The 20813-nt window shown below is 66.1% G+C and carries 20 protein-coding genes; 6 read left to right on the forward strand and 14 right to left on the reverse strand.

The window, feature by feature from the left end; genetic code table 11:
• Window positions 1–1935 (reverse strand): oxidoreductase, encoded by a 1935-nt coding sequence (locus GO592_RS25740; protein WP_007300995.1) that lies wholly within the window; start codon window positions 1933–1935, stop codon window positions 1–3.
• Window positions 1936–2044: 109 nt separating this feature from the next.
• On the opposite strand from GO592_RS25740, the gene GO592_RS25745 reads away from it, so the two are divergent.
• From GO592_RS25745 to GO592_RS25770, 6 genes are all read left to right on the forward strand, one after another.
• Entirely contained in the window at window positions 2045–2740 is a 696-nt protein-coding gene (locus GO592_RS25745) for an alpha/beta fold hydrolase (RefSeq protein WP_007300994.1), read from the forward strand.
• A 79-nt stretch (window positions 2741–2819) separates the two neighbouring features.
• Complete coding sequence (locus GO592_RS25750; protein WP_085990402.1) at window positions 2820–3857, forward strand: ABC transporter substrate-binding protein; 1038 nt, start codon at window positions 2820–2822, stop codon at window positions 3855–3857.
• Window positions 3854–4633, forward strand: coding sequence for an SDR family NAD(P)-dependent oxidoreductase (locus GO592_RS25755; RefSeq protein WP_007300992.1), 780 nt, complete (start codon window positions 3854–3856; stop codon window positions 4631–4633). Before GO592_RS25750 ends, GO592_RS25755 begins: the two co-directional genes overlap by 4 nt.
• A 67-nt stretch (window positions 4634–4700) precedes the next feature.
• Window positions 4701–5864 (forward strand): ABC transporter ATP-binding protein, encoded by a 1164-nt coding sequence (locus GO592_RS25760; protein ID WP_007300991.1) that lies wholly within the window; start codon window positions 4701–4703, stop codon window positions 5862–5864.
• On the forward strand, window positions 5864–7564 hold the full coding sequence (locus tag GO592_RS25765) for an ABC transporter permease (RefSeq protein WP_039952912.1): 1701 nt from the start codon (window positions 5864–5866) through the stop codon (window positions 7562–7564). The genes GO592_RS25760 and GO592_RS25765 overlap by 1 nt, the downstream gene beginning before the upstream one ends.
• A 46-nt stretch (window positions 7565–7610) precedes the next feature.
• Window positions 7611–8375 (forward strand): SDR family NAD(P)-dependent oxidoreductase, encoded by a 765-nt coding sequence (locus tag GO592_RS25770; protein WP_007300989.1) that lies wholly within the window; start codon window positions 7611–7613, stop codon window positions 8373–8375.
• Between the two features lie 67 nt (window positions 8376–8442).
• Here the strand turns inward: GO592_RS25770 and GO592_RS25775 are convergent, their stop codons facing one another.
• From GO592_RS25775 to GO592_RS25835, 13 genes are all read right to left on the reverse strand, one after another.
• A complete protein-coding gene (locus tag GO592_RS25775; protein WP_007300988.1) occupies window positions 8443–9474 on the reverse strand; it encodes an NADP-dependent oxidoreductase in 1032 nt (343 codons plus the stop codon).
• Between the two features lie 16 nt (window positions 9475–9490).
• Complete coding sequence (locus GO592_RS25780; RefSeq protein WP_039952911.1) at window positions 9491–10492, reverse strand: MBL fold metallo-hydrolase; 1002 nt, start codon at window positions 10490–10492, stop codon at window positions 9491–9493.
• An 11-nt stretch (window positions 10493–10503) separates the two neighbouring features.
• Window positions 10504–10839 carry an EthD family reductase gene (locus GO592_RS25785; protein WP_172652195.1) on the reverse strand — a complete coding sequence of 112 codons (336 nt, stop codon included), beginning with the start codon at window positions 10837–10839 and terminating at the stop codon, window positions 10504–10506.
• A 74-nt stretch (window positions 10840–10913) separates the two neighbouring features.
• Window positions 10914–11522: a TetR/AcrR family transcriptional regulator gene (locus GO592_RS25790; protein WP_007300985.1), complete on the reverse strand. Its 609-nt coding sequence runs from the start codon at window positions 11520–11522 to the stop codon at window positions 10914–10916.
• 88 nt (window positions 11523–11610) lie between these two features.
• Window positions 11611–13113 (reverse strand): class I adenylate-forming enzyme family protein, encoded by a 1503-nt coding sequence (locus tag GO592_RS25795; protein WP_007300984.1) that lies wholly within the window; start codon window positions 13111–13113, stop codon window positions 11611–11613.
• Window positions 13114–13186: 73 nt separating this feature from the next.
• Entirely contained in the window at window positions 13187–14254 is a 1068-nt protein-coding gene (locus GO592_RS25800) for an NAD(P)-dependent alcohol dehydrogenase (protein WP_039952954.1), read from the reverse strand.
• 15 nt (window positions 14255–14269) lie between these two features.
• Window positions 14270–15031: an SDR family NAD(P)-dependent oxidoreductase gene (locus tag GO592_RS25805; RefSeq protein ID WP_007300982.1), complete on the reverse strand. Its 762-nt coding sequence runs from the start codon at window positions 15029–15031 to the stop codon at window positions 14270–14272.
• A 37-nt stretch (window positions 15032–15068) separates the two neighbouring features.
• Entirely contained in the window at window positions 15069–15830 is a 762-nt protein-coding gene (locus tag GO592_RS25810) for an SDR family NAD(P)-dependent oxidoreductase (RefSeq protein ID WP_007300981.1), read from the reverse strand.
• Window positions 15827–17029 carry an acyl-CoA dehydrogenase family protein gene (locus GO592_RS25815; protein WP_007300980.1) on the reverse strand — a complete coding sequence of 401 codons (1203 nt, stop codon included), beginning with the start codon at window positions 17027–17029 and terminating at the stop codon, window positions 15827–15829. Before GO592_RS25815 ends, GO592_RS25810 begins: the two co-directional genes overlap by 4 nt.
• Before the next feature lie 50 nt (window positions 17030–17079).
• A complete protein-coding gene (locus tag GO592_RS25820) occupies window positions 17080–18042 on the reverse strand; it encodes a phosphotransferase family protein (RefSeq protein ID WP_007300979.1) in 963 nt (320 codons plus the stop codon).
• Window positions 18039–19244 carry an acyl-CoA dehydrogenase family protein gene (locus GO592_RS25825; RefSeq protein WP_237720625.1) on the reverse strand — a complete coding sequence of 402 codons (1206 nt, stop codon included), beginning with the start codon at window positions 19242–19244 and terminating at the stop codon, window positions 18039–18041. Before GO592_RS25825 ends, GO592_RS25820 begins: the two co-directional genes overlap by 4 nt.
• A 9-nt stretch (window positions 19245–19253) precedes the next feature.
• Window positions 19254–20402, reverse strand: a complete 1149-nt coding sequence (locus tag GO592_RS25830; protein WP_007300977.1) for a thiolase family protein — start codon at window positions 20400–20402, stop codon at window positions 19254–19256.
• Window positions 20402–20779, reverse strand: coding sequence for a Zn-ribbon domain-containing OB-fold protein (locus tag GO592_RS25835; protein ID WP_007300976.1), 378 nt, complete (start codon window positions 20777–20779; stop codon window positions 20402–20404). Before GO592_RS25835 ends, GO592_RS25830 begins: the two co-directional genes overlap by 1 nt.
• Between the last annotated feature and the right edge of the window lie 34 nt (window positions 20780–20813).

Below are 20813 nucleotides of genomic sequence, written 5' to 3' on the forward strand. Positions count from 1 at the left end.
TTAACCGCCCGCGGTTAACAAGTACTCACGGGCGACAGCACGGCCTTCGGAGATGGCGTGCGCGACCTTTCGCGGTACGAGAGCGTCGCCGATGACGTGCACGCGTGCGCCTTCCGGTGCGAGTTGCGACCAGTCGCGCGGGCGCCGCTCACCGGCCACAACCACCCGGTCGACGTCGAGGCGCGTCCTTTCCCCTGACAGCGTGTTCTCGAACTCGACCGACCCGTCGGAGACCGCGACGAGCGACGACAGCACGCGCACGTCGACCGGTTCGCCCGACAGCCGACGCAGGTACTGCACGCGGCCCTCCGCGGGAAGACCCGACGCGAAGGCCGCGGCGGGTGTCAGAACCGTGACGCGGTCGGCACCCGCGGCAAGCGCCGCTTCGACCGCGCTCGCTGTTGGCCAGAGCCCGAATCCGTCGTCGACCACCACGACGTGGCCCGCGCCGCGAAGGGCTCCTCCCTCATTGAGAAGCGCCTGAGAGGTGAGCACGGACGACGTTCCCGCCAATTCCTGGGGAAGTTCTTCCACGGCACCGACCGCCAGGACTATGTCGTCGAAGTCCTCCAGGTCGTTGGTGTTCACGTTGTGCGCCAGACGGATTGCCACCTTCGGCATGTTGTCGGCGTAGTAGTCGAGGAGGCGACGCCAGCCGCTGCGATGCGGCGCGTCGGCCGCTGTCGCAAGCTGGCCTCCGATTCGCTCTCGTTGTTCGAAGAGTGTGACGTCGTGGTCGGGTCCGAGCCGCATCGCGCACTCGAGCCCGGCGGGGCCTGCACCGACGACGACGATCCGTCTCCGCACTCTCGACCCGCGCGTGGGCCCCAGCGTCAGCGGGTACGCGGGACGTGCGGAATGACCCGGCGGTGCGAGGTCGGGATTGACCGAGCACAGTAGGACGGGGTCGAACGCCCGGCAGTCCTCGTTGCAGGACACGCACGGGCGGATCGACGCCTCGCGGCCGGCCAGTATCTTCCGCGGGAAGTTCGGGTCGGCGATCAGCGGTCGTGCCACACCGACGAGGTCGGCTCCCGATCGCAGTGCACTGTCGATGGACGCACCGGTCCGGAACGACTGTGACACGAGCAGCGGGGTCACTGCGGCGGCGCGCAGGTGTCCGACCGAATCGAGCAGCGGCGGGTCGGTTACGGCCATGTCCCGGACGTACGTGGTGCGTACGCCGACCGTGACGTTGACGTAGTCGAAATCGGAGAGGTGCGGTAGTACGTCGCAGAGACCGTCCATGCTCAGGCCGGCCTCGTCGCTACCGTCGGAAGAGACGCGGACTCCGAGTACGACACCGGGGCAGGCGTCGCGGACCGCTGAGGCGATGCGGTCGAGGATCCGCACACGCTGCGCACCCGTCGCAGCATCTCGTCCGAGGTTCGTGTTCGGTGAGAGAAACTGCGCAAGTAGATATCCGTGGGCTGCATGCAGTTCGACGACCGGGAAGCCTGCCGACCACGCGTGGATCGCGGATGTGCGGAATGCGTCGACGACCGCGTCGACGTCGGCGCCCGCGAGGGCGCGCGGTCGCGTCGGTTCGCGGGGTGAGCGGACAGCGGACGGCGCGACGGGGTGACTCCACATCTCGGCGCCCAGAGTTTCGCGTCCGAGGTGCACCAACTGGCAGGCCGCGATGGCCCCTTCCTCGGTGATCGCCCGCGCCCGAGCCTCCAGGCCGGCGAGGACTTCGGGACGCCACGCCTCGGTGATGTTGCCGCTGCGATTGGCGGAACCGGGCGATACCACCGTGCCGCCGACGATGAGCATCGCGGCACCGCCGGCCGCGCAGCGCCGCCAGTAGTCGTCGTCGCCGCGTGAGGGGAGGCCGCCGGCGACGGCACCCGACGCGTGCGGCGTACCGACGAGCCGGTTTGCCAACCGAAGCGAACCGAGCTGCAGCGACCGCGCTGCACGTGGAGTCGTCACACGGACCTCCTAAGTGAACTGGATTCACTTCACGTTATCAGGTGATTGACATCACACGGCGATTTCCATAGATTCAAACTGATATCAGTTCAATTTAGCGAGGAGCAACATGTCGTTCGTTCTCGTCCACGGCGCAGGAATGGGCGCCTCCTGCTGGGCGCCTCTCCTCCCCTTGCTCGAAGGTGACACTCTCGCAATCGATCTCCCGGGACGGGGACGACGGCTCTCCGTCGACCCGCGGTCCGTCACCCTCGACGACTGCGCCGCCGCCGTCATCGACGACGTCGAGGCGGCGAACTTCGAGGACGTCGTTCTCGTCGCACACTCTTTCGCGGGAGTGACGGCCCCTCGGGTCATGCAGGCGCTCGCACACCGACTACGGCACGTCGTCTTCCTCTCCGCCGTCGTCCCACCCGACGGGACGCGAGTGCTCGACCAGATCGACCCGGGCGTCCGCGCCGCGGTGGAAGCCTCGATAGAGGATGGTGTGTATCGCCAGGATCCGATGGGCGCCGCCGCGATGCTCTGCAACGACATGGACGCGGAGCAGAGCGACTGGATGATCGACCAGTTGGTCGACGATTGCGGCGCGCTACTCACAGAGCGCGTCGACCTGTCCGGTCTCCGCACCGATATCCCCCGTACATACGTACGTTTGACCAAGGACACCTGCTATCCGCCCGAACTCCAGGAAAGGTCGGCGGCCCTCGTCGGCGGCGACACCACATTCCTCGAATCCGGCCACATGGCCATGGTCACGATTCCGGATTGCGTTGCCGCGCTGCTCAACGCTGTCGCGCCGTAGGCCTCGATCGACTCCTCCATCCGTCACCGAACACACGGGTTCGCATTCGTCGAACCGATACCGGAAGGGCTTTCATGCCATGAGAAGTATGCCGATAAAACTGATGGCCGTCGCAGCCGTCGCCGCTTTCGCCTCCGCCGCTTGCGGATCCGGCGGTTCAGATTTTACGGGCCCCGTGTCCGGCACGTGGGACGACGTCGTCGCCGCAGCCAAGGGCGAAGGCAGTGTCCTGCTGTACTCGAGCCAGAACCCCGCCAATCTCGAAGCTCTCAAAGTGGCGTTCGAGCAGGAGTATCCCGAGATCTCCCTCGAATATGTCCGGGGTACCGACGCCGACATCAACCCGAAGGTCGAGGTCGAGAATCAGACGAAGCGCGGAACGGCAGATGTGCACATGCTGACCGACGCCGCCTGGATCGAGACTGCCGCCGCGTCGGGCACCTACTCGACAGACCTCGTCGGCCCGGCATTCGATGCGCCGGAGTACGAACCGCAGAAAAGCATCGTTTCCGACAAGTTCTTCCTGACCAGCGCGGCGGTGTTCGCACTCGGCTGGAACACGACAGCGCTTCCGGGAGGTCTTCAGAAGCCGGCCGACCTCCTCGACCCGGCGTTGAAGGGCAAGATCGGAATCGTCAACCCGTCCGGCATCGCCTCGTACGTCGACTTCTACCGGTTCTTCGAGAAGAACTTCGGAGCCGACTATCTCCAGAAACTCGCCGAACTGAAACCGCGCATCTACCCGAGTGCACTGGGTGTCGCGCAGGCCTTGACCTCGGGCGAGATCGTCGCAACCCCTGTGGTGCAACCGCTTGTGCGAGAGAAGGAATCGGGAGCACCGGTGGACTGGGCACTGCCCTCGCCCCCGTGGGGAACCCCGTGGTTCACACACGCACTGTCCGCGGCGCCGCACCCGAATGCCGCACAGGTGCTGGCGAACTTCATGGTCACCCCCGCCGGCCAGAAGGCGTTGTCACTCGGTTACGCGAGCGCACTCCCCGGCATCGAAGGAAGCGTCGCACAGGCCCAGGACATCGCGCTGCCCAACCCGTCCGACCTGACACCCGAATCGCTCACCGAATACCAGTCCGATTGGGAAAAGAGATTCATCCAGTGACGACCGACGACGGGCGACTGCGTGACACCTGCGCTCTCGTCACCGGTGCTGCACGAGGGATAGGTGCCGCGACCGCAGAACTCTTCCACGCTCACGGGGCCACGGTCTACCTCGGCGACGTCGACGACGAGCTGGGCGAAAGTGTCGCGGCGAAAATGGGTGCGCGAGCCCACTACCGACACCTCGACGTCACCGACGAAGCTCAGTGGACGCGCGTCACCACCGAAATGGCGGATCGCGGGCATCCGATGCGTGTTCTCGTCAACTCCGCAGGCGCCGCGTCCAAAGCGCCCATCATGCAGACGTCGCTCGCCGACCTACGCCGCATGATCGACCTCAACCTGGTGGGCACCTTCCTCGGCCTGCAGGCCGCAGGCGCCGCGATGACCACCGGCGGGTCCGTCGTCAACTTGTCCTCGCTGCGTGGTGTCCTCGCGACTGCCGAACTCGGTGCATACGGCGCATCGAAGTTCGGTGTTCGTGCCTTGACACGCGTTGCGGCGTTGGAGTTCGCGGAATCGAATATCCGGGTCAACGCTGTGTGCCCGGGCAGCATCGAGACGGCAATCACCGCCGGCGCCGACTTCGCCGACGACGACATGGACGCGTATGTGAAAAGCATTCCGCTGCAACGCCGGGGTCTACCGCGCGAGGTAGCGAAGGCCATTCTGTTCCTCGCGTGCGACGACAGCAGCTACATCACCGGCTCCGATCTCATGATCGACGGCGGAACCTCCGCGGGTGCCAGGACTCCGAAGCGCCCGACACAATCCTAATGCACACTGAATTCACTTTTTTTACTCCTTTCCCCGACAAACCCCTCGCAACCAAGCAGGTGCCAAGGTGACATCGCAATTCAGGGTTTCCAACCTGACCAAGACCTTCGGGTCCAACACCATCGTCGATCAACTCGACCTCGACATTCAGGACGGTGAATTTCTCGTCCTGCTCGGTCCCAGCGGTTGCGGGAAAACGACCACGTTACGATGCATCGCCGGTCTCGAGACACCCGAGGGCGGGTCCATCACGTTCAAGGACCACACCGTCTTCGACGCGTCGGCCCGCATCAACGTTCCGGCCTACAAGCGCAACATCGGCATGGTCTTCCAGTCCTACGCGCTGTGGCCCAACATGACAGTGCGAGAGAACATCCGGTACCCCTTGAAGGTTCGACGGATGAAGAGCGCCATCGCCGCCGGACAGGTTGAGACCGCAGCAGACATGGTGGACTGCGGTGCCCTGCTCGACCGGTATCCGTCCCAGCTCAGCGGTGGACAGCAACAGCGAGTCGCCGTGGCCCGCGGCTTGGTCGCCCAACCCGACCTGGTGCTGTTCGACGAGCCCCTGAGCAATCTCGACGCACGGCTGCGCGATCAGGTGCGGTCCCAGATTCATCAACTACACCAACGACTGGGCTTCACTGCCGTATTCGTCACCCACGATCAGGCCGAGGCATTTGCGCTCGGTGACCGACTCGCCATCATGAAGGCGGGCAAGATCGAACAGTACGACACACCGGAGCGGGTCTACCAGGCCCCCTCCTCCGACTATGTCGCCGCGTTCATCGGGATGGCGAACCGGCTCGAACTCGTCCGCAGGCACGAGGGGTGGACCATGAGAGCGGGCGCTCCCGTCGATCTCGATGCGGCCGGCGTCCAGGGCGACTACATCAGCGGCGATACGGCTCTGGGACGACTCCGACCCGAAGACCTCACACTTCATCATTCACTCGACGAGGTCCGCGCGGGTGACGTCGGATTCGTCGGCGAACTCATCACCTCGGAGTACGGAGGCCGCTATTTCGACGTGACGGTCGATGCCGGAGGCGAGCAGTTGTACGTCCGCGCAGACGCGGAACTACACGGACGCCGGTTGCGTGGTGCCGCCGTCGGATCTCCTCTGGTGGTCAGCTTCTCGCCCACCAAGCTGCGGGTGTTTCCGCACCCGGACGGTCACGCGGATCTCCAGGTTCCCGTGCTCGCCCAGGCCGCCCGATCGGAGGCGTGATGGCTACGGTTGCAGTGAGTCGCGGCGCACGTCCGTTCGTCGTGAGTACGGTGTGGCGTACCCGACTCGGGTACGGCGCATTGCTGGCGGTTCTGGCGTATCTCGTCGTGCTCCCGCTCTTCCGCTTGCAGTCGCTGGCGTTCGAGGACGGCGGTCGCGGATATCAAGCCCAGTACGGCCGATACGACATCGGCCAGACCATCCGGACCACCATCGCCCTCGCTGTCTCGTCACTCGCCATCGCGATGGTTCTCGGAACGATCCTTGCGTTCGCGGCGACCAGGCTGCCACGGCGGCTGAGCTTTCTCAGGATCGTCCCCATCCTGCCCATCGTGATGCCCGCGGTGGCCAACGTGGTCGGGTGGGCGTTCCTGCTCTCGCCCGGGCCTGGGTACCTGAACGCACTCCTCCGAAAACTCCCCTGGTGGAACCACGTCGACTCCGGCCCGATCGATGTCTACAGCACACCGTGGATCATCATTCTCACCGGTTTCGGACTCACATCCTTCGTCTATCTCTTCGTCAGCGCGGGAATGCAGAACATCGGTTCCGAGCACCTCGAGGCAGCACAGATCAGCGGTTCGTCGACGCTCGGGGTGTTCTTTCGTGTAGTCCTCCCGCTTCTTCGCCCCTCCCTGGTGTACGGCGGTGGCATTGCGCTGCTTCTCGGTCTGGGCCAGTTCACCGGACCGCTCCTGCTGGGACAGAACTCCGGCGTGAAGGTCCTCACCACCGAAATGTATCGGCGGGTGTCCGAGTCGCCGGCAGACTTCGCCGCTGCCGCCGCGGCAGGCTCGCCGCTCGTCATCTTCGGCGTCGTCGTCGTACTGGCGCAGAAGATGCTTCTCGGTAATCAGTCACGCTTCGTCACTCACGGAGGGAAAGCGTTCGCACCGAACACCGGTCGCTCGGCCTGGGCCGCCCTGTGCATCTCGGTATATGCGATGTTCGCACTCGTCGTTCCGCTGATCGGACTCGCCATCGTGGCCGTGTCGCCCTATTGGTCGGAAACACTGTCCTGGAATCTCTTCACACTCGACAACTTCCGGGCGCTTTTCCGGACGGCGAGCATCGTCGACTCGGTGTACACGAGTCTCCTCACCTCCGTGGCGGCGGTCGCAGTCTGCGTGCCGATCGGCTACCTCACCGCCACCCTGCTCGTGCGAGGCCGCAAACACAGAGTGCTGGGAACCATCGGTGACGTCATCACGGCCCTCCCCCTGGGTATTCCAGCGGTGATCTTCGGCGTCGGTTTCCTGCTCACGTACACCCAGCCTCCGCTGATCCTCTACGGGACCAAAGCGGTCATCATCCTCGTCTACATCGTGCTGATGGTGCCCTTCTCCACCCGGATGCAAATGACGGCGATGCTCTCGCTCGGGGAAACCTATGCCGAGGCGTCGGCTACGAGCGGTGCGAGCCCGTTCGTCACCAATGTGCGGGTGATTCTGCCGCTGATGAGGCCGACCGTGCTCAGTTCCGTCGCATTGATGTTCATCCTGCTGACCCACGAGTTCGCCGCCTCGCTGCTCGTCCGTGCCGCCACGACACAGGTGATGGGGACGCTGCTGTTCGACCTGTGGGAGAACGGCTCCTACCCGCTGGTGGCCGCGATGGCCCTTCTCATGACGGCCGTGACCAGCATCGGTGTCGTGATCGCGATGCTCGTCGGTGGCCGAAACGTATTGAGCAATCTCTGATGTCGACCTTCCCCTCCCCGAACCGAACGAGTGACAAGGAGTCCAGATGACTGTCGGTCCTGACCGACTTCGCGACAAGGTCGTCCTACTGTCGGGCGCGACCGGTGGTATCGGCGCGGAGATCGTCCGCAGGCTCGCCGAAGAGGGCGCTCACGTCGTCCTGACTGATCTCGAGAAATCGGCCTGTCAGGCCTTGCTCGATACCCTCACCCAGCCCGAGCGACATGCGGCACTCGCCCTCGACGTCTCCTCCGAGGAACAGTGGGAAGACGTCGTGGCCGCGACCGAGAACACGTTCGGCGCCCTGCACGCCTTGGTCAACAACGCCGCCATCGGCAGCGTCGCGACGGTCGACGAGGAAACCCGATCACAGTGGGATCGAGTGATCGGGGTCGGGCAGACCGGCACGTGGCTGGGTATGAAACACGCCGGGCCGCTGATCGAGCGGAGCGGCGGCGGTTCCATCGTGAACATGTGCTCGATACTGGGAACCGTGGGCGGCCTGGGCAACAGCGTTGCCTATTCAGCCGCCAAAGGCGCAGTCCGCACGATGACCAAGAACGCCGCCCTGCACTGGGCGGAAGCGGGAGTGCGCGTCAACTCGCTGCACCCGGGATTCATCGGTACGCCGCCACTGCTCGAGCGCTGGGAGGGTACCGAGCGTCACCGCGAGATGGTGGCCGGCACCCCGATGGGGCGTCTCGGGCGCGGTGAGGAGATCGCGGCCGTCGTCGCCTTCCTGGCCGGCGACGACTCCACCTTCGTCACCGGGTCGGAGATCTACGCCGACGGCGGGTGGACGGCGGCCTGAGCGAAGCAGCAGAACATGGCCCCCGCGTGATGCGGGGGCCATGTTCTGCTGTGTAGCCGCTGGAGCATCAGCGTAGGCGGCACAGCGTCTTTCCGACGGTGCGGCCGTGCAGCATCGCGACGATGGCGTCCGGCGCCGACCCGAGGCCGTCGAACACCGTCTCCTCGACAACGAGGCGACCGTCGCGGAGGTAGCTCCCGACCTCGGCCCGCATGTCGCCGAGCAGGTGGTCGTACGCTCCGGCCCGGAAACCCCGCACCGTCAGGTTCTTCGCGACGATCTGAAAGAGATTACCCGGACTCGGTGCCGCCGTGTCCGCGTCATAGGAGGCGACGGCGCCCGCCATGGCCACCCGGCCGCCTGGCCGGAGGTGATACAGGGCGGCCTCGAGATGCGTTCCACCCACGTTGTCGAAATACAGGTCGATGCCGTCGGGTGCCGCGCTTGCGAGCGCTCCGGCCAGGTCCGGGCTGTGGTAGTCGAACGCGGCATCGAGTTTCAGTTCGTCCAGCAGGAACCTGACCTTCTCGCCGGAACCGGTGCTGCCGACCACGTAGTGACCTCGGAGCTTCGCAATCTGCGCGGCGAGGCTGCCGACCGCACCCGCGGCCGACGAGATCCACACGACGTCTCCGCTCGTGAGTCCACCGATGCACTGCAATCCCACGTACGCCGTGAGCCCGGAACTGCCCAGCGCTCCGAGATAGGATTGCGGCGGGTGCACGCTCGTGTCGAGGCGTGTCACGCCGCCGGCCCCGGCCAAGGTTTCGCTGCCCTGCCGGACCACCGCGAACTCGCGAAAACCCTTGATGTGCAGAACGATGTCGCCCTTCTCGAAGCCGGGGTCACGGGACTCGAGTATCTCGCCGACAGCCAACCCGGTCAGTGTCTCCCCGATGCGGAACGGTGGGAGGTAGCCCGCGGGGCCCGTGGGGCCGAGACGCATCCTGACCGACGGGTCGATCGACGACCACGAGTTGCGCACGAGAATGTCGCCGGGCGCCAGTTCGTCGGGAACCGTCACCGCGTCGAGGTGGAAGTCCGACGGCCGTACCTTGCCCTGGGGATGGCGCGCCAGTTTCAGCTCATGACTCTGCACTGGAATCCTTTCGCACTCAGACGACGGAGAAGACGTCGCGGTTGTCGCGTCTTCGGACTGTGAGCCGGCCGCGATCGACCAAGGTGTCGAGGTGGGCGAGGGTCTCACAGGTGGCAATCATCTGATTGAACGGGTCGAGAGTGGAGAACGGCCTTTCGCGGCGGGTCCACGTGACCGCGTCTGCGACGGCAATCGCGGTCGACGGCCCGAGCGAGGCCAGCGCGTCGCGCATGGTTATGAATCGCCGGTCATGATGCGCAAGAAGTTCTTCGACGCGCAGGTGCACGCTCGGTGTCGGATCTCCGTGCGCCGGCAGCAGTTGCGAGTCGGGTCGTTCGAGCAGACGGGTCAACGACTCGAGGTAGCGCCCCAGAGGCAGATCCCACTCGCCTAGCTCGAAGCCGATCGACGGTGTGATCGTGGGCAGGACGTGGTCGCCACTGAAGAGCAACCTGTTCTGTTCGTCGTGAAAGACCATGTGCCCCTTCGTGTGGCCTGGCGTGTGCACGACGTCGAGCGTGTGCCGGCCGATCCGGAGCGAACCCTCGGTGAGCCAGTGATCCGGCTCTTCCCAATCCGAGGGATGGAACGGCTCGGCGGCGGTCAGCACCTCGACAGTGTCTGCCAGGAGGGGGGCACCGGCGCGGCGGAGTTCGTGTAGGGAATCCGTCGGAACGTTGCTGCCGAGTGCACTCACGGCCGCCAAACCGTCGGCCTCGGCCACGCCGAGGTGGACGCGGGAACCGTGACGACGGCGGAGTTCGATCGCGAACGTGTAGTGATCGCGGTGCACGTGGGTGACATAGATGTCGTGGATCTGCCTGGTGCTGTGCCCGATCCGAAGCAGTGCGTGCTCCATCTCGTCGAAAGTCGTGTCGACTCGCCAGCCACCGTCGATGAGGGTCAGCCCGTCCTCGGTCTCGAGGGCGTAGACGTTCACTGCTCCGAGGCCGTCGTCAGGCATCTGGAGGGGCACTCGATGCACACCGGGCGCCACCTCATAGCAGCCCGGTTCCATCCAGTGCGCCCTCATGATTTGCCGCTGTCCACTTCGACCATCGTCTTCTCTTCACCCATGACGAGGATGCGCTTTCCACGCATCTGGCCGACGTTGTCCACTGCGGCTTGCCATTCCGGGCTGGCGAGCGCCGCATCGAGGTCCTCGCGGGAGTCGAAGCTCAGAATCGAGACGCCGTCCCATTCCCGGGACCGGTCGTCCATGGCGTCGAGCACCTCGGTGTGCTGCCAGCGCCGCAGGCCCGGCAGCGGGTAGGTCACGTCGGCATGTTCACCGCGCCACCACTGGATGAACTGCTCATGGCTCCAGTCGTGCGGACGCGCGGCCAAGACGATCAGGTTGTACATCATCACTCCATAACTGACCTGAATTTGGTTCAATTCTTGAGGGTAAGAAAAACGCTTCTCTCCACCTGCCCGCGTCACGCGCGGACGATGCGCAGGGTGGCGGCGCGAACGTGCTCGTTGAGTTGGTCGAGGGTCATGTCCCCTCCGGGTCGATACCACCGCCACACACTGACGACGAGTCCGAGAATCAGCCGGGCCATCAAGCGCGGATCGCTGTCGGCGAATACTCCGGCGCCCATCCCCCGCGCAATGAGAAGAGACCACTCTTCTTCGATCGAGTTCACCAGCACGCGTGAGGTCTGGCGCTCGGCTTCTTCTTTTTCTGATTGGCGGGGAGTGGCGAGCAGATCCATGTGGCTCTGGAGGATGCGCCGCTGGAGGGCGTCCCGCGGGCTCGCTTCCAGAGCGCTGGTGACGGCGGCACTCAACGCCTCGACCGGGTCCTCGACGCCCTCGATCGCGGAAGTGAATCGCTCGAGTGACTGCGCCAGTTCGAGACGCATGATGGTCAGCAGGCAGTGACCCTTCGACTCGAAATAGTGATAGAGCGCCGTCTGGCCGATGCCGACCTCGTCGGCAATCGACGCCCACTTCGTGTGCTCGAAGCCGACCTCCCCGAAGCGTTCGATCGCGGCCGTCAGGATGAGCCCACGCTTCGAACGCGGACCATCGCGGAGCGTCATGGCTTCTACGGACACGGATACCCCATCCATCTGTTGTTCGGGCCGGTACCTGAAAGACTACCTGAACTGAGGTGAAGTCGGGTCAATATCAGCGGCTGTCGGTACCGGCGAGCAGGCGTGTTGCAAGATCCACGGCGTCGGGTCGAGACAGCTTCCCCACCCGGTTCTGCGGCAAATCGTCGATCGTGAAGACGAACTCCGGCCACTTGAACTTCGGGAACTCGATGTCTCCGAGGTGCGTGACGACCTCGTCGAGGGTAATCGGATTGCCGGTACTCACGACCAGGGCTGCGGCACGTTCACCGAGTAGCTCGTCCGGCACCGGGACCACGCACACCTGGGACACGGTCGGGATCCGTGCGATCGCTGCCTCGACCTCGTTGATGTCGATGTTGCGGCCCCCGCGAATGATGATCTGCTTCTGGCGCCCCATGACCCGGATGCTGCCGTCTTCTGCGACTTCGACGAGGTCGCCGGTGGGCAGGAATCCGTCCGCGGTGAGTTCCGGGGGCGCAGGGACACCTGCCCGTGCATAGCCGACGAAGAGGGAGGGCCCCTTGACCTGGGCATCGCCCACCCGGCCCGGTGGCAGAGGAGCGCCGTGTGCGTCGACCGCCCGGACGACGGTCCCGGGGAAGGGACGACCATCCCGCCCCAGCCGGACGTCCGGTTCGTCCGCGGGCAGCGGGGACGTATGCCCGAGACACTCGGACATCCCGAACACACGCAGGAACGTGGTGCCGAGGGTCTGTTCGGCGCGACCGAGCGCGCCGGCATCCATCGGACCACCGCCGACGGTCATTGCGCGCAGCGACGTGAGCGCTCCCGCAGCGTTCGGCGCGACGGCCAGCTGAAGAGCCATGGTCGGGACGAGCATCGTCCACGCGACCCGGTGTTCCCGGACGATCTGGAGGGCGGTCGCGGGCTTCCAGCCGTCCATGCAGACCATCGGCGCGGCCAGCATGGCAGGGAGATAGAGCCCGAAGCAGAATGCCGCTACCGACGAGAGTGGTACGAACGCCGCGACAGGGTCTCCGGGTTCGAGGCCGACCGCGTCGATCGTGCAACGGCAGGCGTACCGGATTGCGGCTTCCGACTGCACCACGCACTTGGGATGTCCGGTCGACCCGGACGTCATCGCGATCGCGATCCCGCCGTTCCACCGCTCGACGTCACTGACCGGCGATCGCGACCAGCGCATCACCCAGCCTGCCGGCGCGGCCGCTTCCTCGCAGAACCGGTTCTCCGGCACACCCCAGTGCGCGAGCGACTGCCGGTCGGCGATCACCACGTCGGGTGCGATGTCGTCCAAGGCCACAGCGAACTCCGACGGGGTGGCGTGTCGACTGAACACCGCGATCAGACCGCCGCGCAGTCCGACGGCGATTGCCGCGGCGAGTGTGCGCCACGTGTTGTCAGCCTGCACCAGCACCGTCGGCGAGCCACCCGTCGCGGCGTCCAGCTGGGCGGCGAGCCCGGTTGCCGCCGCGACAACCTCCGCCATCGTGTGCTCCCCCGTTGCATCGACGACTGCGATGTCATCCGGAGAATTCGCTGCGCGAGCAACGAAATCGCGTGCCAGCTCCCACATTCCGCCGACCTTCCATTGAAGTGAACTAGTTTCATTATTGACTATGACACGCACCGTACCCAGCTTTCGTCCGTCACGGAATCACGACAGCCCTCCCGGTGATCTCGCCGCGCCGCAACCTCGAATACACGTCGAGCACGTCGTCCAACGGGTACGCGGTCGCCTCGACGGCCAACAGACCTCGGTTTGCGAGGTCGACCACCGCCTCGAGGTCAGCGCGCGTTCCCCAGAACGGCGCAGTCACCTGCCAACCCGTCGCGAGTCCGACGTCTTTGCCCACCGTGAGCCGACCACCGGCGCTGCCGACGGTGATCAGTCGGCCCCCGGGTGCGAGCAACTGCGCCGCCGATTCCATCGTGTCCGGCGCCCCCACGAAATCGAAGACCAGATCGGCGCAGTGACGCCTGACGGCGCCGGGCCGAGATGTCGCAACCTCCGCGATGTCCGACACCGCCACGTCCGCCCCCAGTCGACGTGCAAGATCGCGCGAGCTCTCCCGCGGATCGACCGCAACGATCGTGCCTGCGCCGAGTGCGCGAAGAACCTGGACCGCGATGTGGCCCAGTCCCCCGACACCGACCACCACGGAAACGGAGTCGGCGTCGACGAGATCCCGGTTGGTACGGATTGCGTGATACGCCGTCAGGGCGGCATCGGCCAGTGGGGCGGCACTCTCGGGGGCGAGCCCGTGGGTGCGTACCAGGCACCGCCCCGATGGAACGATCATGGTGTCGGCCAGACCACCGTCATAGCCGATGCCGTTGCCGATCGCGGCGAGGCGACCGTCTTCGCGTGGGCACAATTCGAAGCAGTAGTTCTCGCGGCCTCGGCGGCAGTTGCGGCATTGCCCGCACGACCAGACACCGTGGACGACGACGGACTCGCCGATCCAGGACTTGTCGGCCTCGGGGCCCGCACCGACGACGGTTCCCGCCACCTCGTGCCCGAGCGTGAACGGGAGGGGATAGTCGAATACTCCCGCGGGTGCGTCCATCACGTGCAGATCGGATCTGCACAGCCCGGCTGCCTCGACCCGGAGAAGCAGCTGATGCCCCTGCGGTTCGGGAACCGGGATGCGCACAACCCGTGCACCGTCACCCCAGCCGGTCAGACGTACTGCGCGCATTGTCGGAACTGCCATGAGTGTCACCTTTGCCTACCGGGCGGTCCAGCCGCCATCGACCACCAGAGTCTGGCCTGTGACGTAGGACGACGCGTCCGACGCCAGAAAGAGCACGGCGCCGTCCACTTCGCCGGGGAGTCCGCCGCGGGCGAGCATCGTGTTGCGGCGCACCCAGTCCGCCGAGCGCTGGTTGCTGAACAATCCATCGGTCATTTCCGTGTCGAACCAGCCCGGTACGATGGCGTTCACGCGGATCCCACGTCTGCCCCACTGCCCGGCCAGCTCACGGGTCAGCCCGAGCACGCCGGCTTTCGACGCCGCATAGCTCGCCCCGCCGATAGGTGCCGTCGACACGAGCCCGACGACCGAAGAGATATTGATGATCGACGCGGCCTCACCTGCCGGTGTGGCCGAGGCGACGGACGCGGCGAGATGAAATCCCGCGGCCAGGTTCACGTCGAGAATTGAGGAGAATTCCTCCGGGCTCTCGTCCTCGGCGTTCGGCCTGCCGGGTCTGCCCGCGTTGTTGACGAGGACGTCGATCCGCCCGGCCTGCGCGAGTGCCCGATCCACGAGCGAGCGCCGGTCCGCGTCCACGGTGATGTCGCACTCGACGGGGACGACCCCGTCGACCTCGCCGGCCAGCGCCGCGAGACGTTCGACACGGCGGGCGGCCGCGAAGACCGTCGCGCCCGCCGACGCCAGTGTCCGCGCGAATCCCATTCCCAGGCCGGACGACGCACCCGTGACGACGGCGACACGACCGCTCAGCTGGAACAGCTCGGGTACCTGCATGTGGTTGGCTCCTACTCGTGTTCGTGGCACGCGCGCGTCAGTAGACGGCGGTGCGCCCGCCGTCGACCGGGATGACGGCACCCGTGGTGTAACCGGCTCGGTCGCCCGCCAGATGCACGACGAGACCGGCGATTTCGTCCGGGTGCCCCAGGCGCCCGGCAGGGAGTCGGTCGATGATCTTGCCGACGAACTCATCGTCCCAGTCCGCCGCCATGTCGGTCGCGAATCCGCCCGGCATGATGCAGTTCACCCGCACCCGGGGCGCGTATTCCTGAGCGAAGGCCATCGTCAGCGCGTTGAGGCCGTTCTTCGATGCCGCATACATCGCCTCCGGCGGGCTGGGCCGCAGTGCGCCGATGCTCGAGATGTTGATGATCGAACCGCCTCCGGCCGCGCTCATCCTGGCGCCGGCCACCGCCATGAGCCGGAACGGGCCCTTGAGGTTGACCTCGATCGTCTTGTCGAAGAGCGACTCGGAGACCGACTCGAGGTTCGGCGACAGGGGCGCGATACCGGCGTTGTTGACGACGATGTCGAGGCTTCCGAACTGCGTGAGAATGTGGTCGACGGCGAGTTCGATCGCGTCCCACTTCCCGACGTGCAGTGCGAGCGGTTCGGCGATGCCACCGGTGTCCCTCGTGATCGCGAGGGCCGCGGAGATGCATGCGTCCTCCTTGCGGCTCGACACGATCACGGTGGCCCCCGCGGCGGCCAGCCCGCTGGCGATGGCGTATCCGAGGCCTCGGGTGGCCCCCGTGACGAGTGCGACCTTGCCTGTCAGTTCTCGCTGTGCGTTCATGCGTACTTCTTCAGTTCGAGGCGCGCGATGGTGCGCAGATGGACTTCGTTCGGACCGTCGGCGATCTGCAGCGCCCGGGTGATCGCATACAGCCGGGCCAGGATCGTGTCGTCACTCACCCCTGCTGCGCCGTAGGTCTGGACGGCATGGTCGACCACCCGATGAGCGACCTCCATGGCCGCGACCTTGATCGCGGCCACTTCCGAGCGGGCCGCGGCGTTGCCCCGGGTGTCCATCAGCCACGACGACTGGAGAACCAGCAGCCGGATCTGGTCGATCTCCATCCGGCTGCGCGCGATCCACTCTCGTACCACACCGCGGTCGGCGAGCGGCGCACCGAAGGCATTGCGCTGCAGAGCTCGTCGGCACATCAGCTCGAGGGCGCGCTCGGCCATGCCGATCGCGCGCATCGCGTAGTGCATGCGCCCCGGCCCCAGCCTGCCCTGCGCTATCGCGAAACCGTCGCCCTCGGCGCCGAGCATGTGATCGGCAGGCACCCGGACGTCCGTGAACTGGACCTCGCCGTGACCGAGCCGGTCGCGGTACCCGAACATGGGCAGATCGCGAAGGACCTCGATACCGGGAGAATCCGCGGGCACCAGGATCATGCTCTGCTGCCGGTAGGTCGGAGCGTCGGGATCGGACTTGCCCATGAAGATGACGAGCTTGCAATCGGGGTCGAGAATCCCTGAGGTGTACCATTTCCGGCCGTTCAGGACGTACTCGTCGCCGTCCCGGCGGATGGTCGACGTGATGTTCGTGGCGTCCGAGCTCGCCACATCCGGTTCAGTCATGGCGAATGCCGATCGGATCGTGCAGTCGAGAAGCGGCGCGAGCCACCGTGACTGCTGTTGCTCGGTGCCGTACATGGCGAGGATTTCCATATTGCCGGTGTCGGGTGCCGAACAGTTGACGGCTTCGTTGCCGATCACCGAGCGTCCGACCAGCTCGGCGAGCGGGGCGTACTCGAGGTTGGTGAGACCGGCCCCCCACTCCCCGTGCGTCATGAAGAGATTCCACAATCCGAGCTCGCGCGCCTTCGCCTGCAGGTCCAGCATGACTTTGGGCTGCTCGTGTGGGTTGTCGTTCGATTTGATCTGCTCGTCGTACACGGCCTCGGCCGGATAGACGTGCTCTTCCATGAAGTTCCGCAGCTGCTCGAGCAGTCGCTCGGTGCGCGCGGAGTATTCGAAGTCCACGTGAGGTCCTCTCTGTTCCTTCATCGCTTCACGCGGTGAACGGAGGTTGATCAGGCAAGGAGCGCAGTCCCGCTGCGAATGAGCTGCGAAATGGTGTCGGGCAGCCGTTCCTGGTCGGGGTCGTGGTGGCGGCCCTCGCGGTGCCGGCGCAGGTTGTGGCCCATGATCGCCGCCATCTTCAGACGGCCGAGCGCGTTGAACCAGTTCATGTCCGGCAGCGCCGGGTGGTCCCCGGTGTAGAGGCCGATCAGTTCGTCCTCGGAGGGCAGGTCCGGCACCGCGCGCCCAACGCCGGGAAAGTTCGCACCATCGGCGAACACGAGGAACCAGCCCAATTCGACCCGCGGATCGCCCAGGCTCCAGATCTCCCAGTCGATCAACGCCGCCGGCTCGGTGTCACGGGCAATGATGTTGCCGAGCCGGTAGTCACCGTGCACCAACGTAGGTGGCAGCGCCTCGGGGAGATCGGCGGCGAGGAGGCGCAGGAGTTCGTCACCGCCGCTGACGAGGTCGGGGGGAACGGCGTCCAGCGTTCGTTTCCACCGCGCCAGCTCCGCACCGGGTGACAACGGATCCCCGGCCGCCGGGATCGTGTCGAGCGGCACCGCGTGCAGCAGTGGCAGTACCGCCGCGGCGCGGCGCATCCGCGCCGCCGCGACGGCCGGTTCCACCGGAGGGGAATCGAGCACCGGCTCGACTGATTCCCCGGGCACGCACTCCATCGCGAACCACGCCGGCCCGTCCTCGTCGACGGCGACGATCCGGGGCACGGGAACCTCTGTCGCACCGAGTGTTTCCATGATCCGCGCCTGGCGCACCATGTCGTGCCGCCCGATGGGGCGTTGCCCCTCGGGAACCGCCTTGATCACGAGGTCGCCGTCGCTGGTCGGCACTTTGTACGTCAACCCGGAATGCCCGCCGAGGAGCGGCTCGAGTGGGCCGACGTCGAGGCCGGGGCTCTGCTCGCGCAGGCGCTGGGCGACCCGGTCGCCGAGCGTGCTGTTCGTGGTCATCGGCGTGGCTCCCTCGGCAGACCGAGAACACGCTCGGCGAGGATGTTGCGCTGGATCTCGTCGGTGCCGCCCGCGATCCGGTACCCGGGTGCGCCGAGCACATGCTCCGTCCACGCGAACGTTCCCCATTCGCCCGAGTCGGCAATCAGATCGCGCCCCAGCAACAGCCGGACCACCTCCGACGTACGCGCCATGGTGTCCGTGGCGAGCAACTTGCCCACCGATGCCTCGGGGCCGGGGTCCTTGTCGGCGACCACTGCCGCGGCCACCCGCATACCGGTCACGCGCTGGACGTAGCTGCGGGTCACGAGATCCGCGACCTTGTCACGCTCGATCTCGGTCAGCTGCCGGTCGAGGTGACGGGCGAGTTCGACGGCGTGATCGGCGTTGGCCAGACCCAGGTTTCCTGCGTCGAGTCGCTCGGCTGCCAGCACCGTCAAGGCGACCGGCCACCCCTCCCCCACCGGCCCCAGCCGGTAGTCGTCCGACAGTTCGACGCCGTCGAGATAGACCTCGTTGAAGGAACTGCCCCCAGTCATCTGGCGGATGGGCCGGACGGTGACTCCGGGAGCATCCATCGGGACCAGGAACACCGTGAGGCCCGCGTGTTTGGGCGCCTCGGGGTCGGTGCGGCACACCGCGACCCCGACGTCGGCGACCCGGGCGCCGGACGTCCACACCTTGTGCCCGGTGATCGTCCACCGGCCATTCCGTTCGACTGCCCTCGTCCGGACGGCGGCCAGGTCGGATCCGGCTTCGGTTTCCGAAAACAGCTGACAGGCGATGATATCGGTCCGAAGCATCGCACGCACATATCGCTCGCACTGCTCCGGCGTGCCCCACTGGGCGATCGCCGGAGCGACCAGTTGCTGAGTCACCGAAAACATTTCGGTCCGGCGCGGCACGTCGAACGCGTTCTCCTCGCGCCGGAACGCCAGCACATAGGACATCGGCAGACCACGGCCACCGTACTCGGCCGGCCAGTTCATCGAGCCCCAGCCGGCGTCGAACTTCGTCTGTTCGTACGCACGGATATGGTCGGTCTCGTCGCGCTCCTGCTCTGCAGTCCAATTCTCGAAGACGGCGACCGAGTCGGATCCCACTCCCCATTTGATCTGGGTGCGCGGTTCGGCGACAGTTCTCAGCCACGCCCGCGCTTCATCCACGAACTGGTCCAGGTCGGGCATCGTTGCTTGATTCATGGCTCTTCCTCAGACGGACAGGACGGTGCAGGCGCTGATTCCGGGCGCACCGTAGACATGGGTGAATCCGATGCGCGGGTGTCCGGGGACCTGTCGGGCACCGGCCTCCCCGCGCAACTGCGTGACGATCTCGTGTATCTGCCGGAGGCCGGAGGCGCCGATCGGTTCCCCGTTGGCGATGCATCCGCCGTCGGTGTTGACCGGGATCCGGCCGCCGATCTCCGTCTCGCCGGCCGCGATCAGTTTCTCCTGCTCGCCGTGATCACAGAATCCGCACTCGGCCATGTGCATGATCTCGGCACCGCTCTCCGTGTCCTGGAGTTGCGCGACATCCACATCCGAGGGACCGAGTCCGGCCTGCTCGAATGCGGCGGCGGCGGTCGACGTGCTCACGCTGGGCGGGGTTCCCCGGCCCTGTATCGACGGACCGAATACCTCGAAGGAGCCGAACCGGCGGGTGCCCGCCGAGATTCCGCGCAATTGCACAGGCCTTCCGCCGAGGCGCCGGGCGGCGGCCTCACTCGCCACGACGACGGCGGCACCGCCCTCGCCGGGAGAGCAGAACATGTATCGCGTCAACGGGTCGTTGACCATGTCGGCTGTGGCGATTGCCTCAGCGGAAATCGGTTCGCGGCGCCAGGCGTTCGGGTTCAGCGAGCCGTTGCGATACGCCTTTTCCGCCACGGCGGCCAGAGTCGGTGCGCTGATCGCGTGTTCGCGCATGTACCGCGCGATCTTGATGCCGAAGAACTGGGTGGTGACCATCAGACCCGCCTCTCCGTAGCCGACGGGCAGACCCCAATCCTCCGGTGCCGGGTCGAAGGCGCCGCGCGGGTGTTTGTCGAATCCGACCGCCAGTGCGATCTCGGCGGCGCCCGAGCGAATCGCGTTGACGGCAGACACCAGCGCGCTACCGCCGGTCGCGCAGCCGTTCTTGACGTTGGTGAAAGGTATTCCGGTGAGCCCGAGTTCGGAGACCAGGGTGTCGGCGAGCCCGGACCCGTCGCTGCCGCCGAACGCGACCTGAACATCGGTCCACGCGATGCCGGCGTCCGTCAACGCGGACGCGATCGCATCCAGCGCCAGCTGTCGACCGCTCTTGCCCGGCTGACGTCCGAACTTCGAGAGTCCGGCCCCGACGATCGACACGGTGGACATCAGCGGATCTCCTTCAGGTAGGCATCGGTGGCGAAGCGGGGCACCGGCGCCGTGGCGATCAAGGTCACCGGCGCCCCGTCCTCCAGCTCGTCGAAGTCGTGGCATTCGAGCACGGCTTCGATCTTGATTCCCTCGGGGAGTTCGACGTATCCGACGGCGAACGGCGTGAAACCGTTCGGCGGCGGGACATACGGCGGGGATTTCGGGGCGAACCGCTGAACCGTGTACGCCCACACCGTTCCGCGTGTGCTCAGCACAAACGGCGACATCGCCGGCCGTGAGCACTGCGAACACAGGCCGGTGGCCGGGAACGCGACAGTCGAGCAGTGGGAGCACCGGCTCGCGCCGAGCGCAGGCGCGGTATGTGTCTCGCCCATCTCATTCTCTCCTCGGGGTTCGTGGTCGGTATCG

Origin of the sequence: Rhodococcus sp. 21391, from assembly GCF_016772255.1 — a bacterium.
Taxonomy (GTDB): domain Bacteria; phylum Actinomycetota; class Actinomycetes; order Mycobacteriales; family Mycobacteriaceae; genus Rhodococcus_F; species Rhodococcus_F opacus.